Annotated in this window: 15 protein-coding genes; 14 read left to right on the top strand and 1 reads right to left on the bottom strand. The window is 68.7% G+C overall.

The annotated features are described in order from the left end of the window. The first annotated feature begins 58 nt into the window (after positions 1-58). The 10 genes from QUE79_RS01030 (at position 59) to QUE79_RS00985 (ending at position 10,154) form a co-directional block, all read left to right on the top strand. Positions 59-574 (top strand): extracellular solute-binding protein, encoded by a 516-nt coding sequence (locus QUE79_RS01030; protein WP_286345027.1) that lies wholly within the window; start codon positions 59-61, stop codon positions 572-574. Continuing rightward, complete coding sequence (locus QUE79_RS01025) at positions 466-1,320, top strand: extracellular solute-binding protein (protein ID WP_286346811.1); 855 nt, start codon at positions 466-468, stop codon at positions 1,318-1,320. The genes QUE79_RS01030 and QUE79_RS01025 overlap by 109 nt, the downstream gene beginning before the upstream one ends. Further along, on the top strand, positions 1,317-2,252 hold the full coding sequence (locus QUE79_RS01020; RefSeq protein ID WP_286345026.1) for a carbohydrate ABC transporter permease: 936 nt from the start codon (positions 1,317-1,319) through the stop codon (positions 2,250-2,252). Before QUE79_RS01025 ends, QUE79_RS01020 begins: the two co-directional genes overlap by 4 nt. Positions 2,253-2,380: 128 nt before the next feature. Then, complete coding sequence (locus QUE79_RS01015; protein WP_286345025.1) at positions 2,381-3,193, top strand: carbohydrate ABC transporter permease; 813 nt, start codon at positions 2,381-2,383, stop codon at positions 3,191-3,193. A 527-nt stretch (positions 3,194-3,720) separates the two neighbouring features. Beyond that, complete coding sequence (locus tag QUE79_RS01010; protein ID WP_286345024.1) at positions 3,721-4,410, top strand: HAD family hydrolase; 690 nt, start codon at positions 3,721-3,723, stop codon at positions 4,408-4,410. A gap of 85 nt (positions 4,411-4,495) precedes the next feature. Then, complete coding sequence (locus QUE79_RS01005) at positions 4,496-4,909, top strand: PLDc N-terminal domain-containing protein (RefSeq protein ID WP_286345023.1); 414 nt, start codon at positions 4,496-4,498, stop codon at positions 4,907-4,909. After that, entirely contained in the window at positions 4,906-6,210 is a 1,305-nt protein-coding gene (locus tag QUE79_RS01000; RefSeq protein ID WP_286345022.1) for an LCP family protein, read from the top strand. Before QUE79_RS01005 ends, QUE79_RS01000 begins: the two co-directional genes overlap by 4 nt. Before the next feature lie 122 nt (positions 6,211-6,332). Next, entirely contained in the window at positions 6,333-8,723 is a 2,391-nt protein-coding gene (locus QUE79_RS00995; RefSeq protein ID WP_286345021.1) for an Ig-like domain-containing protein, read from the top strand. Beyond that, positions 8,720-9,673, top strand: a complete 954-nt coding sequence (locus tag QUE79_RS00990; protein ID WP_286345020.1) for a DUF4436 family protein — start codon at positions 8,720-8,722, stop codon at positions 9,671-9,673. The genes QUE79_RS00995 and QUE79_RS00990 overlap by 4 nt, the downstream gene beginning before the upstream one ends. 1 nt (position 9,674) lies before the next feature. Then, positions 9,675-10,154 (top strand): GNAT family N-acetyltransferase, encoded by a 480-nt coding sequence (locus tag QUE79_RS00985; RefSeq protein ID WP_286345019.1) that lies wholly within the window; start codon positions 9,675-9,677, stop codon positions 10,152-10,154. 94 nt (positions 10,155-10,248) lie between these two features. Here QUE79_RS00985 and QUE79_RS00980 read toward each other — a convergent pair whose 3' ends face one another. After that, positions 10,249-10,791, bottom strand: coding sequence for an HdeD family acid-resistance protein (locus QUE79_RS00980; protein WP_286345018.1), 543 nt, complete (start codon positions 10,789-10,791; stop codon positions 10,249-10,251). Between the two features lie 180 nt (positions 10,792-10,971). On the opposite strand from QUE79_RS00980, the gene QUE79_RS00975 reads away from it, so the two are divergent. From QUE79_RS00975 to QUE79_RS00960, 4 genes are all read left to right on the top strand, one after another. Then, complete coding sequence (locus QUE79_RS00975) at positions 10,972-14,391, top strand: esterase-like activity of phytase family protein (RefSeq protein ID WP_286345017.1); 3,420 nt, start codon at positions 10,972-10,974, stop codon at positions 14,389-14,391. 224 nt (positions 14,392-14,615) lie between these two features. Next, positions 14,616-14,984, top strand: coding sequence for a hypothetical protein (locus QUE79_RS00970; RefSeq protein WP_286345016.1), 369 nt, complete (start codon positions 14,616-14,618; stop codon positions 14,982-14,984). A gap of 45 nt (positions 14,985-15,029) precedes the next feature. After that, positions 15,030-15,281 carry a hypothetical protein gene (locus QUE79_RS00965; protein WP_286345015.1) on the top strand — a complete coding sequence of 84 codons (252 nt, stop codon included), beginning with the start codon at positions 15,030-15,032 and terminating at the stop codon, positions 15,279-15,281. A 411-nt stretch (positions 15,282-15,692) separates the two neighbouring features. Further along, positions 15,693-16,124: a hypothetical protein gene (locus tag QUE79_RS00960; protein ID WP_286345014.1), complete on the top strand. Its 432-nt coding sequence runs from the start codon at positions 15,693-15,695 to the stop codon at positions 16,122-16,124. Positions 16,125-16,217 lie beyond the last annotated feature (93 nt).

The following is a 16,217-nucleotide window of genomic DNA, read 5'->3' as shown; positions in this document are numbered from 1 at the left end:
GCGTATTTGTCACGATCTGTGAACCGGCGGCGATGCCGCTATCAACAAGGAGGTTGAGATGAAACGCAAATCCAAGGTCCTCGCGGCGCTAGCGCTAGCCGCAGCAGTGGTTGTGCCCCTGTCGTCATGCAGCTCGCCCTCGAGCGCGCAAGCAGGCAATGAGAAAGTCACCTTGAGCATGTGGGGGTTTTCACCGCTCTACAAACCTCAGGTGAAGGAGTACGAGAAACTTCATCCCAACGTCACGATCCAGCAGAAAATCGGTGACTACGACGCGTCTCACCAGGCTCTCCTGACCGCTTTGAACGCCAACAAAGGGCCCGACATTGCCCAGATCGCGATCGACTACGCGCCGGAATTCACGGCCGTACCCGCCGCTTTCCTCGACCTGCGCACTCTCGGCGCCGCGAAGATCAAAAAGGACTACCTCGACTGGCGATGGCAAGGCGGCGTCGCCTCGAATGGATCCGTGGTCGGAATCCCCACCGACGTCGGGGGCTCGCCGTCGCCTACCGTACCGATCTCTTCAAAAAAGCCGGCCTTCCGACCAGCCCCACCGCCGTCAGCAAGCTGATGGCCACCTGGCCCGAGTACATCGCCACGGGTCAGAAATACACGGCGGCGACAGGAAAACCGTTCCTCGACAGTGCCACGCAACTCTTCCAGGACGCTTCCGATCAGGGCGCCTCCAAATATGTCAGCGCCAAGGGCAAGTACATCTACGAAAACAACCCCGTCATCAAGAACGCCTGGAGTTACGCCACGCAGGCCGCGACTGACAAAATCACAGGAGGTCTCGCACCCGACTCGCCGCAGTGGTATTCCGCACTGGCGAACGGCGGGGTGGCGACTGTGCTGGCGCCCTCGTGGATGCTTGGTCAGATCGAAAGCGCAGCTCCGAAAACGAAGGGGCTGTGGAGCGTAGCTACGATGCCCGGCGGAGGCGGAAACAACGGCGGCTCCTTCCTGGCGATCCCGAAGAGTTCCCCGAATGCGGCGGCCGCGTACAAATTCATCACCTGGCTGGAAGCACCGGCCCAGCAACTCGCCGCGTTCAAAGCAACGGCGGATTTCCCGGCCATACCCTCGCTGTATTCCAACGCCGCCGTGCAGAACTACACCGCACCGTTCTTCAGCAACGCGTCCATCGGGAAGGTCTACGTCGATAGCGTGGAAAAGTACACAGAGCACCCCGTGGGAGCCAAGGACCGGATTCTCGAACAGGAGTTCCAAAACGGTGTGGGCCGCGTGGAGAAGAACGGTCAGTCCGTGTCGTCGTCCTGGGCTCAAACGCTCGCTGCTGCGAAGCGGGACCAGTGACCGGCATCACGGTCGGCTCGCTTCGCCCCCTGAGCCGATCGCGCGGGAAGGAGAGCCGGCGAGAGCGCCTGACCCCGTACCTCTACATCGCACCGTTCTTTCTCATCTTTGCCATCTTTGGGCTGTTCCCTCTCGTCTTCACCGGAGTGGTGTCTCTTTTCAACTGGGCACCCCTGCAGACAACGCACCCGTTTGTGGGTTTGCAGAACTACCGGACCATGCTGGGCGACCCGCTGTTCTGGAAAGCCATACGCAACACGTTCACCATTTTTCTGGCATCAACGATCCCGGGCATCGCCATCAGCATGTTGCTCGCGGTAGTGCTGAGCAACCGCAGTCTGCGGGCGAAAAATTTTTGGCGGATGGTTCTGCTCGTCCCGAACGTGACGCCAGTCGTCACGGTGACACTGGTGTTCGGATCGATATTCGGACAGCAATACGGCCCGATCGCCAGCGTGCTGCAGCTCCTCCACCTGCCGTCTATCGACTGGTCAGGAGGAAACGCGGTTGCCGCGCAGTTCGTAATCGCGGTCATGATCCTGTGGCGTTGGAGCGGGTACAACGCTCTGATCTACCTGGCGGCAATTCAGGCCGTCCCGGACTCGCTCTATGAATCCGCAGAACTTGACGGGGCGGGGCGTTGGCGGACATTCTCCAGCGTCACGCTGCCCATGATTCGTCCCACCATCTTGTTCAGCGTGGTCACCTCCACCATTGGTGGGCTTCAAATCTTCACCGAACCATTGCTGTTCACCACCCCACAAGGAGGCGCCAACAATCAGGCGCTCACCCTGACCCTGCTGATCTACGGTCAAGCGTTCAACTCATTCAAGTTCGGCTACGCATCCGCCATCGCGGTCGCTCTTTTGGGAGTCGTCCTTGTCCTGGCCGCCGTGAACTTCGGAATCGCCCGACTGATCAGGAGTGCGTAATGACAACAGCGAAAGTAACCGAGTCTCGTCGACCGGTGTCCCGTTCCGCGCAACGCTCGAACCGGGTGGCGCGAGATCTTCGACGCCACCACCGCACTTTGGGCCGCGGCAGGGGGTCACGCCCGCGGGTGTCCGTCATCACCTATGTCGTCCTCGTCGTGGCCGCACTTTTGGCCGTGGCACCGCTTTATTGGATGTTCGTCGTCGGCTCGAACACCAGCGCCGCGATCTCCTCCTCACCCCCGGTCCTTCTGCCCGGACCGAACTTCCTCTCCAACGTCCTCAAAGTGCAGGCGGATGTTCCCTTCGTGCACTCTCTGCTGAACAGCGCGATCGTGGCCCTGTCCGTGGCCGTCCTGCAAATCTTCTTCTGTAGCCTCGCTGGCTTCGCTTTCGCGAAACTGCGTTTCCGAGGACGGAACGGTCTTTTCGTCTTCATCATCGCGACGATGGCAATCCCGAGCCAGCTTGGACTGGTACCGCTTTACCTGATCATGTCCAAAATCGGTTGGATCGACTCGTTGCAGGCACTCATCGCGCCGGGAGCCGTCACCGCGTTCGGCGTGTTCTGGATGCGACAGGTGATCGTCGGGAGCATGCCGGACGAGCTCATCGAAGCGGCCCGCATCGACGGCTGTTCGACATTCAGAACCTTTCGCTCCATCGTGTTCCCCACAATCCGTGGCGCCGCAGCCGTTTTCGGACTATTCGCAGCGATGAGCGCGTGGAACGACTTCCTCTGGCCTCTTGTCGAACTCAGCACTCCCTCGCACTTCACCGTGCAGGTCGCAATCCAGCAACTGCGCACTAATTACCAATCCATCGACTACGCAACCACCCTGGCCGCGTCCTTCCTCGCAACCCTTCCGCTGCTCATCCTGTTCGTGGTTGCGGGCAAACAGCTGGTCGCAGGAATCATGGAGGGAGCCGTCAAAGGCTGACGCCCGGCCGACCGCTTTCTCTTGGGTCAAGTCCGGGCGACCCGCTCTCGATGACCAGCCGGAGGAAGTGCGCGCTGGTTTGCAGGCCTGGCGTCGTTCGCGACCGCTGCATGGACTTGATGCTCAACCTCGAGCGCGCGTCTCAGACGCTAATGCCCTTCGGGGCCGCACTCGCACCACATCGTCGGAGGTTGTGGGTCTGCTTTACGCGAATATCTTGCCTCACCCGGCCGAACCCGCGCCGTCGCTGGACGCTCGGGTGCGCACCACTCCACTCACACCCCACCGATGAAAATGACTTCGCGGCACGCGACGCGAGCGATCACCCAAGCTGTCGAATGTCGCATCTACGTCGTGACTGCCGACTGATTGTCAGATCGGCTGGTGTCGTCTGAATTGGCCGCCACACAGGGCTCGCTCTCTCGAAACCGAAAGCGTCCGCTGGCCAGCGCAGAAGGGGCGACGCGCGGAAGGACTCCGGCGCCCCGTGCAGGCGAGGTGAAGCCGGCATCCGGCATCATGAGGGCATGGCAATTGCAGCGGTGCTCTTCGACCTGTACGGCACACTCGCGCCCGGCGGAACGAAGGAGCTCCGCGACGCGGTGTCGCGCGAGGTCGCCGCAGACCTCGACGTCGACGTCGACCGGTTCGCCGAAGCCGTCCGTGAGAGCTTCCCGGGCCGCACCCTCGGCCAGACCGGGTCGCTCGACGAGACGTTGCGCACCCTGGCGGCCGACCTCGGCGGCGCGCCCGACTCGGTGGCCGTCGGCCGAGCTGTCGAACGCCGCGTCGAGATGACCCGTTCGCTCATCGACTCCACCTGGGCTCTCGACGTCCTCGACGAGCTTCGGCACCGCGGCTTACCGCTCGGCCTGGTCAGCGACTGTTCCGTCGAGACCGCACTCGTCTGGGACACCACGGCCCTCAGCGCCCGCTTCGACGCGCACGCCTTCTCCTGCGAGCACGGGGTGAAGAAGCCGGATCCGCGCCTGTATCGGGTGGTCACACAGGCTCTGGGCGTGGATCCTGCAGAGTGCCTCTACGTGGGCGACGGCGGCAGCAGCGAGCTCCCCGGCGCCGCCGCCCTGGGCATGCGCGCGGTCTGGCTCGATCACCCGGGCAACCAGGGCGGCACGAACGGTGTGTCCTGGGACGGCGAGACGATCGGCGAGCTGGGCGGGATCCTGCCGCTGCTGGCCCCCGCCACCACCCGCTAGGGGCGACCAGGATCATCGGTGGGTACGAGTACTCGCACCCAGACGGGGGATAGACGATCGCAAGCTCCTGAATAGACTCGAGCTCATGTACCTGGTGATCTCGGCCTTCTACTTCCTCCTGGTCATCGCGGCCCTGATCGACATCATCACCCGCGACGACTCTCGAGTGCAGCACCTTCCCAAGCTGGTGTGGGTTCTGCTCGTGGTGCTGCTGCCCCTCATCGGGAGCATCCTGTGGTTCGCCGTCGGTCGCGAGTACGCCGCGCCCCGCGAGCACGTGAGCTTCGGCGACCCGCGTCGCCATTCGCCGCAGGTGACGGTCGTCGATCCCGGACTCCAGCGGATCCGCACCACCGAGCAGGAGCTGGCCGACCTCGACCGCGAGATCGAGTTCTACGAGAAGCAGGCGAAACTCAAGCGGCTCCAGGCGGAGGTCGGTGATCCGGCCATCGGGCCCGACGGGGTCATGAAACGCGACGCCCTGGGAACGGCGGAGTGATCCGCGCCACGCCCAAACCGGCGGCGCGGCACGGACAACAGGCGACTCCGCATCCCGCGCTGTTCGTGGTGAAGTCGCTCGCGCTCGTGCTCGCCGTCGTACTCGTCAGCGGGGCGTCGGTCGGGGCGATCGCGACCTGGCAGGTGTTCCAGGAGGCGCAGCCGACCGTCGACCTCGTCGCGCCGCCCGGGAAATCGGTCGCACCGCCACCGGCCCTCACCGCGCAGTCGGGCGCCGTCAACATGCTGCTCGTCTCCACCGACACCCGGACCGGCCAGGGCGCCATGTTCGCGGACCCCGCCGACCAGAAGGCCAGCACGGGTGTCGGCAACAACGACGTCAACCTGCTGCTGCACATCGCGGCCGACCACAAGAGCATGCAGGTCGTCAGCTTCCCGCGCGACCTCGTCATCCCGATCCCCGACTGCCCGAACGACCAGGGTGGGCTGACGCCCGGCTCCCAGGCGGCCATGATCAACACCGCCATCTCGCGCGGGGGCGAGAAGCGCGGCATCTCGTGCGCGGCCGCCACGGTCTCGAAGCTGACCGGTCTGCAGATCGACTACGCGGCCAAGATCACCTTCCTCGGCACGATCGCGATGTCGGACGCCATCGGCGGAGTCCACGTCTGCCTCGCAACGGACGTCGTCGACAACATGGTCACGCCGGCCCTCGACCTGAAGGCCGGTACCCAGACCCTCGTCGGAGCGCAGGCGATGGCTTTCCTGCGCTCACGGCACGGGGTCGGCGACGCCAGCGACCTCGGTCGCGTCAGCAACCAGCAGACCTTCATGTCGGCGATGATGCGGCAGATCGTGTCGGGCGGCACGCTGGGCGACCCGGCGAAGCTGTACCGGCTGGCCACCGCCATGGCCAAGAACGTGCAACTGTCGTCGTCGCTCTCGCCGACGACGCTGGCCAAGATCGGCCTCGCAGTGAAGTCGGTCGGCATCTCGAACATCACCTTCCTCTCGTACCCGGTCATCGACGATCCGTCCGACAGCGCACACGTCATCCCGGATCCGGGCCCCGCGGCGATCCTGGACAAGGCGCTCGTGTCGAACCAGGCCGTGAAACTCTCGCCGAACAGCCTGGGGAGGGCAGCGGTGCTCGCGCCGGGGTCGGGGGCGTCGACTCCTGCCACGCCCTCCGCTCCGGCCACGGCGGGCGGCTCGTCGACCGGAACTCCGACGACCGGGACGCCGACCGGGACGCCGGTCTCGCCTTCGGGCCCTGCCGTGCTGCCCGACTCGGTCACGGGCCAGAACGCCGACCAGGTCACCTGCGCCAAGAAGGGCTAGCGCTCGCTCAAGGCCCGGGGTCGGAAGGCGTGCCGATCACTCCGGCGCGCAGACGGGTGGGCGAGCACGGGACGCCGCTCGGAGCTAGTCTTCTCGCAGGGATGTAGTCGGAAGCGGGCCGGGTGCGCAGAACGTCAGGGGTCGGAGTCGTCCCTCGGCGTGCCGCCTCGCGGCTGACGACCGCCCTCGTCGTCGGCCTCACCGTCGCCGCGGCCGCTCTCGTCGGGGCTCTGGCGCCGGCCGCACCCGCCTCCGCCATGGCGCAGGTCGGTTCGGCCACCGGTTTTCCGGGCGACACCGTCCAGGTCCAGGTGCAGAACCAGAACGTCGGGCCCGCAAACACGAACTGGAACATCACCGCCCCACCTGGCACGAGCATCCTGTCCGCGTCGGGGGCCGCGGCGTCCGGGCTCTCCCAGTTCAGCTGCTCCGGCACCGGCGCGCAGACCGCGTGCGGCCCCTCCGGCGCCGGAGGCTGGGGCACGAACAACATCGTCACGATGCAGCTCGCCATCGCACCGACAGCCGTGGCCGGTGCGGCCGCAGGGCAGTCGACGATCGCCGCCGAGACGGGGACCTTCACGGTGACGGTCCTGGCGCCGCCGACGCCGAGCGTGACGGCACCGGCCGCAGGATCCCAGACGCTCCAGACCCAGCCGACCCTCGCGGGCACCAAGCGCGCCGGCAACGCGGCAACGGCCCTCGTCGACTCGGCCGTGGCCTGCGCCGTTCCCGCCGACGCGGCGACGACCTGGACCTGCACCCCGACGAGTCCGCTCGCCCCGGGCACGCACGCGGTGTCCGCGACGCAGACGAGCCCCGGCGGCGACACCTCTCCCACCTCCGACGCGGTGACCTTCACGGTGATCGAGCCCGCCGCCCTCCGAATCGACCAGTCGGGCCCGGCCGAGGCGGTGCCGACCGTCGCCGTCACCCGCACGATCACCGTGACCGACGGCGGCCCCGGCCCCGCCCTTGCAGCCGTCGCGACGGTCGATGCGGGCGGGTTCCCGGCGACCTCGTGCACGCTCGACGCGGCCGCGGTCGCGTGCGACTCGCTCGCCGCGGGCGTCCCGCTCGATGATCTGATCGCAGGATCACCGGTGGTCATCACCCTCGACGGCACCGTTCCCGAGGGCACGGCCACCGGTACCTCCTATACGATCCACGCGACCGTGAGCTCTTCGGCCGATGCGGCCTCGCCCGTGGTCTCCGATGCCGTGGTCACGGTGGGGGTGCCCGCGCCGCCGCGGATCACGTCGCCCGCGAACGGGAGCTCGACGACCGATCGGACTCCGACGATCAGCGGGGACGACGCCGTGTCGGGGGCGACCGTCACGGTCGAGAGCGACGGGGTGAGGCTCTGCGGGGCGACCGCGACGGCGTCGGGCTCCTGGAGCTGCACCCCCGGCGAGCTCGCGCTCGGAAGCGTGCGCATCAGCGCGGTGCAGGTCGTGGGCGGGGCCGGCTCGGGTCGGTCGGCCGTCGTCGGGTTCGTCGTCACGAGAGTCGTGCCGCCGCCGACTCCTCCAGCGCCGCCGGCACCGCCCGTCGCGCCGCCGGCACCGCCCGTCCCTCCGGCGCCCGGGCCTCCCGAGGTGGTGCCCGCGCCTCCGGTCGCGCCGTCGCCGTCCGCTCCGCCGTCGTCGGTCCCCGCTCCGTCTCCTGCTCCCGCTCCGTCCTCGTCTCCGTCTCCGTCTCCGTCTCCGTCTCCGGGGAGCGGGTCGGGACGATCGGGCGGGTCGGGACGCTCCGGCTCTGGCGCCGGGGGAGCGCTTCCCCTCGACCTGCGACTCTCCGTCGGCGAGCTCCAGCCCGGCACGGTCGCAGCGTTCCGGGGCACTCTCGGCCCGAACGCACTGGCGACCTCGGTCGACCTGACGCTGGCCGGCAGGATCACGCCCGGCATCCTCTACCGGACGGCCACCGTCACGATCGCCGGCGTCACCACGCCCTGCGCCGTCGGAACCACGACCTTCAGCTGCTCCTTCACGCTGCTCCCGGGCCAGCAGGCGCAGGCCGAGATCCGCGTCTACGCCGACCCGCTCAATGCCCCGGCGCTGGCACGGCAGCAGCTGTCGCTCGACTCCTCCACCCCGTCGCAGTCGAACGCTCTGACGTCGTCGTTCGCGGTCGCCGGTGCGCCGAGCGACACGCAGCAGCTGGCCAGCGCCATCACGACGTTCAACATCACGACGTTCCCGGGCGCCTTCGTGCCGCTGCTCGCCATGCTGCTGCTGGCGCTCGCCGCGACGGTGGCCGAGGCCGGCCGTCGCCGTGGCCGGGCGTCAGGCTCGGTGCCAAGAGGGCCGACGTCCGGGCCTGCCCCGGAGGCACCACCGGTTCGGCCGTCGGCGACGAATGCGGGAGCCGCAGGGACGAAGGCGCCCACCGGCCGCCACGCGCCCGGCGCCCCGCCTGCCGCCCCGCCGCCCACGGCACCGGCCCCGCCGCCGGAACTCCCACGACCCGAAGCCTCGTCCACCACCGACTCCCCCGGGAGGGACTCATGACCACCACCGACAGCAGGAACAGCACGGTCGCCTCGACACCGGCACCCCGACGGCGGAACCCGGCGCCCGTGATCCTGATCGTCGCCGTGATCCTGCTCGCCGTGTACTACGTCGTGATCGGCATCTCGGGGGCCCTCCGCAGCACGACCGCGGTGCCCGTGCACGGGCCGAACACGGCCAGCGGCTCGTACCTCCAACTGCGCATGTCGGTGCAGGACATCGATCTGACGAACCGGGTGGTCCAGGCCAATGTGCTTCCCATCCCGCACGGCAACCTGGTCGGGACGAAGGCCGGCGAGATCTCGAAGAGCCTGCGCATCGAGGTGTCGAGCGGGGGCGTGACGACGTCGGTGGTGACCTTCCCCGGGCAGTCCGTCGTCGACGCGACGGCACTCACGCTCACGCTCGACCGCGGCGACACCGCGTACCCGTTCGACCAGCCGTTCGCGAACTTCCAGCTCAGCGTGCAGAACGACAAGACCGGCGCGGCCGTGCCGTTCGAGGTCGACCTGTCGAACTCGGCGCGGCCGTGGGTGCTCGACGCGACGCGCTCGTCTTCCGCGGTGCAGAACGGCCGAACGCTCGTACCCGTCGCCCTCGACGGGCACCGCGACGCTCTCACCATCGTGATCGTGCTGTTCTACGTGCTCGCCATCCTCTTCACCACGCTGATGGCCGTCGTGACGATCGGCAGCGCGATCATCCGGCGCAAGCTCGAATTCTCCAACGTCATCTGGCTGAGCGCGACGCTGCTGTCGTTCCCGGCGCTCCGCAGCGCCATGCCGGGCGCCCCGCCGATCGGGACGACTCTCGACTTCGTGTTCTTGTTCCCGTGCCTCTGCCTCGTCGCGATCATGTTCGTCTGGACCGGCGCTCACATCCTGTGGCGGGAGAGCACGGTGCTTCGGCAGAAGCACCTCGACGACGAGTCGAACGCCGGGGGCTCCTAGCGTGAGGCGGGCCACGGTCGACGACACGGCAGCCCTGGTCGAGCTTCGCGCCGAGATGATGCGGTCGATGGGCGAGGATCCCGACGGCGGGGCGCCGTGGCGCACGGCCGCGGCGGCCTGGTTCGAAGCGCGGCTGACCGGGCCGCAGGATCGCTTCGCGGCGTTCGTCGTCGACGACCGGGTCGACGGTGTCGTGAGCTGCGCCGTGGGAATCTGCGACCTGCACACGCCCAGCCCGCGCAACCCCACCGGGATCCACGGCCACCTCTCGAACGTCAGCACTCGGATCGAGCACCGGCGGCGCGGTCACGCGCGGACGGTCGTCGAGGCCCTGCTCGAGTGGTTCGACACCGAGGTGGGCGCGACGGTGCTGCACCTCAGCGCGACGGCTGACGGGACGGCGCTGTACGAGAGCCTCGGTTTCGCGCCGCCGCGCGACGTGGCCCTGGTGCGCAGGATCAAGCGATCGGCCCCTCGGTAGCCGCCCTGCGGCGATCGCCGAGCGGCACCCGCCCCTCGGTGGCCGCCCCGCGGCGATCATCGAGCGGTACCCGCCCCGTGATCAACGCCCGTGGTCAGCGCCGGGGGAGATGCAGCAGTGCGACGACGCCGAGCACGATCAGGATGATGCCGCCGACGGTCACGAACGCCGAGAGGGCCGCCACCGGCAGGATCATCATGACGATTCCGGCCACGATCGACACGACGCCGGCGATCACCGGCAACCACCGCGGGCCGCCGACAAAGCCGCGCCAGCCGCCCAGCACGCCGGCGGCGCCTTCGAAGATCCAGCCGAAGCCGGACACGAAGCCGAGGACCTGCAGCGACTGGAACGGGTCGGCGAGGCAGAGGATCGCCGCGACCAGGATCAGTGCTCCCAGGATGCCCGTGAGCCAGCGCGCCCCCGTGGCAAGATCGCGGGCCGAGAAGGACAGCCACAGGCGGAACAGCCCGAGCACGAGCAGGAAGATGCCGAAGACGATGGCGATCGTCAGAAGCGAGGCGGCGGGGAAGAACAGGGCGATCAGCCCGAGGACGATCGCGGCGATCGCGACGCCGAGCACCCACGATCGGTGCAACGTGAAGCGTGAGGGATCGGGTTGGACGGAACCGGTCATGACTGCCTCCCAGAGTCGATACCGCGAGCCTAGGGCTCTCGGACCGGCCTGTGCACGACTCCGTTCGTCTTGTGGAAAGTACCAACTCTCTGTGGACAGGCCACCCGGCGTTCACGCGAACGCGGTTATATCGAAGTGTCCGACTCAGGGGAGAGAACACGAATGCAACGATCACATGCAGTGTCCGGAGCGGTGCTCGCCGCTTTCGCGCTCGTCGGCGGCGCTCTGGTGGCCTCACCGGCTACGGCCGCGCCGTCGTCGGGGCTCGTCATCAACGAGGTCTACGGCGGCGGCGGCAACAGCGGCGCCACCTACACCAACGACTTCATCGAACTCAGCAACCGAGGCTCGTCGCCGGTCGATCTCTCGACCTCCTCGGTCCAATACCACTCGAAGTCGGCTACCGGCTCCTGGCAGCTGACCGCACTGACGGGCACCATCGCGCCCGGTGCGACGTACCTGGTCGGAGAAGGCAAGGGATCAGGCGGCTCGACGGCTCTGCCCTCACCCGCCGTCAGCGGCACCATCGCCCTGTCGGCCACCGACGGCACCGTCGCGCTGGTGGCCTCGCAGACGGCACTCACCTGCACCGACTCCGCGTCCTGCTCTGCTGCCTCCATCGACCTCGTCGGCTTCGGCGCCGCGGCCCTGGCCGAGTCGTCGCCGGCTACCGGCGCGAGCAACACCTCGTCCGTTCAGCGCCTGACCGCGTCCGACTCCGACGACAACGCCGTCGACTTCGCCGCCGCAGCTCCCACGCCGGGTGCCGCCAACACCGCGACGCCGCCCACCGATCCGGGCGGGCCCACCCCGACGCCGGGCGACGTGCGCATCCACGACATTCAGGGCGCCGGCTGGAAATCGCCGCTCGACGGCGACACGGTCACGAACGTTCCGGGCATCGTCACGGCGGTCCGTGGCTCAGGATCCTCGCGGGGCTACTGGATCCAAGACCCGACGGCCGACTCCGACCCGGCCACCAGCGAGGGCGTCTTCGTGTACACGGGCACCGCGCCCACGGTCGCGGCCGGCGACTCCGTGCTCGTGAGCGCCACGGTCAAAGACTTCTACCAGCTCGCCTCGGGCGACTCGACCACCACGACCTCGAACCTCTCCGTCACCGAGCTGACCAGCCCCACGGTCGCCGTGCTCTCCCACGACAACGCGCTTCCGGCCGCCGTCGTCCTCGGTCCCGACGTCGTGCCGGCCGCCTATGCCCCCGACCTGGGCGGCGCCACCATCGAGTCCACGACTCTCACACCGAGCCGCTCGGCGCTCGACTACTACGAGTCGGTCGAGGGCATGCGGGTCGAGGTCGACAACGCTCGTGTCGTCGGGCCCTCCGACGCGTACGGCGAGCAGTACATCACGACCAAGCCCGACCAGCTCCGCAGCATTCGCGGAGGCACGCTCCTGACCGCCGAGAACGCGACGCCCTCCGGTCGGCTCGAGGTCGTCCCCACCGACGGCTCGAACCCCGGCGTGAGCGTCGGCGACGTCTTCACCGGGGCGACGGTCGGTCCGATCGACTACTCGCAATTCGGCGGCTACCTCGTGGCGGCAACACGACTCGGCACCGTGACCAAGGCGAACCTGGCGCCCACCGTGGCATCGAAGGCGAAGAGCGACCAGCTCTCGGTCGCGACCTACAACGTCGAGAACCTGGCCCCCTCCGATCCTGCGACGAAGTTCGCGGCGTTGGCCAAGGGCGTCGTCACGAATCTGGCCTCGCCCGACATCCTCACCGTCGAAGAAGTGCAGGACAACACCGGCGCGACCGACGACGGCACGGTCGCGTCCGACCAGACGCTGACCAAGCTCACGGCCGCGATCGCCGCGGCCGGGGGCCCTACGTACCAGACGCGGTCGGTCGATCCGGTGAACGACGCCGACGGCGGTCAGCCCGGCGGTAACATCCGGATCGTCTTCCTCTTCAACCCCGACCGCGTCACGTTCGTCGACCGCGGCGCCGCCACGGTCAACCGGTCGACGACGGCCACGGCGGTCTCGTCCACGCACGGCAAGCCCGATCTCACGCTGTCTCCCGGTCGCATCGCGCCCACCGACTCCGCCTGGGACTCCAGTCGCAAGCCGCTCGTGGGCGAGTTCTCGTTCCGAGGCAAGACAGTGTTCGTCGTCGGCAACCACTTCGACTCCAAAGGCGGCGACCAGAGCCAAGACGGCAGATTCCAGTTCCCGGCGCAGTCGTCCGCGATCCAGCGGAAGGCTCAGGCGACGCTCGTCAACGGGTTCGTCTCGAAGCTGCTCGCGAAAGACTCCAAGGCGAACGTCGTGGTGGCCGGCGACCTGAACGACTACCAGTTCAGCCCGGCTCTGCAGACACTGACGGGGGCCGCGACCGGCAAGAAGATCCTCACCGATCTCATCACCACCCTTCCCGCCGATCAGCAGTACACCTACGACTACCAGGGCGTCAGCGAGGTGCTCGACCACATCCTCGTCACGTCCGGCGTGGGCAAGCCCGAGTACGAGGTCATCCACACCAACTCGGAGTACGCCGATCAGGTCAGCGACCACGACCCCCAGGTCGTGCGGTTGTTCGGCAAGGTCGTCCCCGAGTCGCCCGTGATCCCGCCGGCGGGCATCGCGCTCGGCTACAGCGACGCTCTGAACAAGCTGGTCTCGCACGGCGCCGAGGTGGGCGGGCTGTCGTCGCTCGCCTACGACCGTCGCTCGCACGCCTGGGTCTCGGCCGTCGACAATCACGCCGACGATCCGTCGCGCCTGTGGTTCATCTCGTCGCTGACCAAGCCCACCGTGACCAGGGCGCCGCTCGTGCTGAAGCAGCCCGACGGCACGCCCTACACGGGGCTCACCGCCGACAACGAGGGCCTCGCGGTCCTGCCGGACGGCGACTACCTGATCAGCTCCGAGACGGAGCCGTCGATTCGCGTCTTCGGCCGCGACGGCGTCCAGAAGGCGTCGCTGCCCGTGCCGAGTCGCTTCGCCGTCACCGGGACGACCCTGCCGGGGTCGACCGTGGCGGGTGAATCGACGTCGAACGCCACTCTCGAGGGGCTGACCATCTCGCCCTCCGGCCGAACCGTCGTGGCGGCCATGGAGGGTGCGCTCTCGGGCGACGTCTCGTCCGCCGGTGACGCCAACTCCCACCGGTTCCTGGTCTACGACCAGGATCGCCACGGGTCCTGGAAGCTCGCCAAGCAGGTTGCGTACCGCACGGAGACCGGCATGCGCGTTCCCGAGGTGGCGGCCGTCAGCGACGATCAGCTGGTCGTCGAAGAAGCCTCGTACGCCCCAGCGACCGGCAACGCCGTCAAGCTCTACGCGGTCTCCGGTCTCTCGCGAGCGTCCGATGTCAGTCGCGTGGCCAACCTGTCGGCCGCGCCGTCGCGCAGCGTGCTCACCAAGAAGCTCGTCGCCGATCTGGTGAAGGGCCCGACCCTCGGCGCCACCTCGCTCGAGACTCAGGCCAACCCGCTGCTCGACAACTTCGAGGGCATGGCGATCACGGGTCACGGCCCGTTCGGCACCGTTGGCGTCACCCTCGTCAGCGACGACAACTTCAGTGCGACGCAGACCACGCGCCTGCTGAACGTCGCCCTGAAGCTGCCCCGCTAGACGGCTTCGCCGCGCGCCAACGGCCCGGCCGCCTCGGGTGGCCGGGCCGCTGGGTGGCCCGGCCGCCTCGGGTGGCCGGGCCGCTTCGGGTGGCCGGGCCGCCTCGGGTGGCCGGGCCGTTGGCGCGCGCGGGCGACGACGGCGGCGAGATCGCTGATTCTGTCGGGTCGGGTAAGGAGATGCGACAGAACGGGCGATCTCGCGGCGGCCGCTACCGTGGTCGCATGATTCCTGCGACCTGGCTGCCGCACCACCGCGAAGACGACGGCGAAGTGATCGGGTACCTCGCGCCCTCGTCGACCCCGGATGAGACCGTCGAACTGTTCGTCCCGATGACCGTGTTCGGGTACGCGATGGCCGACGCGGTCGAGCTCGACGACGCTCGAGCCGCTCTCGACGCCGTGGGGCTGTCGCTGCTGGCGGAGCCCTGGATCCTGCACCGCGCTGGGATCGAGCCGACCCGGGTGCGGATCGCGGAAGTGACTCCCGCGCGCATCGTCGTCGGGGTCGACGACTTCAACGTCGGCATCGACTACGCGTCGTGCATCGTCCTCGACGTGCCGACCGGGCGAGCGTTGACGCCCGCGCGCTGACGCAGACCCGCCCGCGCCTGCTCCTGTCTGCTTGCTCCTGCGCGCTTGCGCCTGCCCGCCTACGCCCGCCTGCACACTCCTGCCCGCCCACACCTGCCCGCCCACGCCCGCCTGCACACTCCTGCCCGCCTACTCCTGCGCGCCCACGCCTACTCCTGCGCGCCCACGCCTACTCCTGCCCGCCCACACCGGCAGTCGTCCGCTCGGCGTCGGCCTCGAGCGCGGGCCGGCATCTCGGCGACCGGCGTGGGCCCGGGTCGTGACGCCGCCGTCGAGCAGTACGACCTGCTCGGCTAGTCCCTGCTGCCTGCTGCCTGCTGCCTGCTGCCTGCCTGCCTGCCGCCGCCCGCCCCCGCCATACCCCGGCCTTACCCCTGCCTTACCTCTGTCGGAAATCGAAGGGGATTTTCGGCTGACACCCCGTTCTGCCGCATGAAGGAGCTCGGGTCGGAAGAATCCCCTTCGATTTCGGGAGGAGGGCGGGCGGAGTCGGCAGGCGGGTAGGCCGGCGGGCGCGGCGCAGGCGCAGCGCCTGTTGGGGACGACCGTCGTGCACCTCTCGTGGGCGCGTCGAGTGGGCCGAAATGTCCGCTCGCGGCGACATGGGCGGGCAATTCGGCCCACTTGACGCCGGCGAGGAGGGGCGGGTGGCTCCTCGCCGATCGGCGCGGGCCGTCTGGCGACCATCCACCTCGACCCTCCTTCGTCGTGCCCTTCCGTGGCACCGGGCACTGGCAGAACGCCGCGGCTGCCGATCCGGTCGCGGACGTCCTGCGGTCCGCCCGGGTCGGACGACCCGACGGCCCCGCCGTGATCGAGCTGCGGCAGGTCCAGACCGACGTCGCCCTGCGCGACGGGGCGATGACGAGTCTGCCCGGGCCGGTCCCGGTGCACGCCGTCGGGCTGGCGGAGGGGCCCGATCGGCGAGCCGCCGTCGAAAGGGCGCTCCCGGGCGTCGACTCCGTGGTCGTGGTCGCGGTCGTGGGTCTCGGGCGCGCGGCGGTGTCGTTCCGCGAGCGAGCGTCCGCGGTGGGGGATGCGTACCCGGCGCGCCTCGCCCCAGAGGATCGCCGGGACCGCTCGGGCGCTGGATCCTGCCGGTCGTTTCGATTTCGAGCGCGTGCCTCGCGGATGCGGTGACTCGCGCTCGGCCGGGGCCCCATTGGGTCGGTCTCCGCTTCGCGTTGTCTGGGGGTCGAAGGGCGGAGGGGACGAGCCCCGAGGGCGCAGGAT

Origin of the sequence: Frondihabitans sucicola, assembly GCF_030296615.1 — a bacterium.
In the GTDB taxonomy this organism is placed as follows: domain Bacteria; phylum Actinomycetota; class Actinomycetes; order Actinomycetales; family Microbacteriaceae; genus Frondihabitans; species Frondihabitans sucicola.
Note: the sequence above shows the minus strand (reverse complement) of the source record. Positions and strands in the feature narration are given on the sequence as shown.

Coding starts and splice junctions, on each gene's coding strand:
- QUE79_RS01030 (WP_286345027.1), top strand. CDS start 59: ATGAAACGCAAATCCAAGGTCCTCGCGGCGCTAGCGCTAGCCGCAGCA.
- QUE79_RS01010 (WP_286345024.1), top strand. CDS start 3,721: ATGGCAATTGCAGCGGTGCTCTTCGACCTGTACGGCACACTCGCGCCC.
- QUE79_RS01005 (WP_286345023.1), top strand. CDS start 4,496: ATGTACCTGGTGATCTCGGCCTTCTACTTCCTCCTGGTCATCGCGGCC.
- QUE79_RS00990 (WP_286345020.1), top strand. CDS start 8,720: ATGACCACCACCGACAGCAGGAACAGCACGGTCGCCTCGACACCGGCA.
- QUE79_RS00980 (WP_286345018.1), bottom strand. CDS start 10,791: ATGACCGGTTCCGTCCAACCCGATCCCTCACGCTTCACGTTGCACCGA.
- QUE79_RS00970 (WP_286345016.1), top strand. CDS start 14,616: ATGATTCCTGCGACCTGGCTGCCGCACCACCGCGAAGACGACGGCGAA.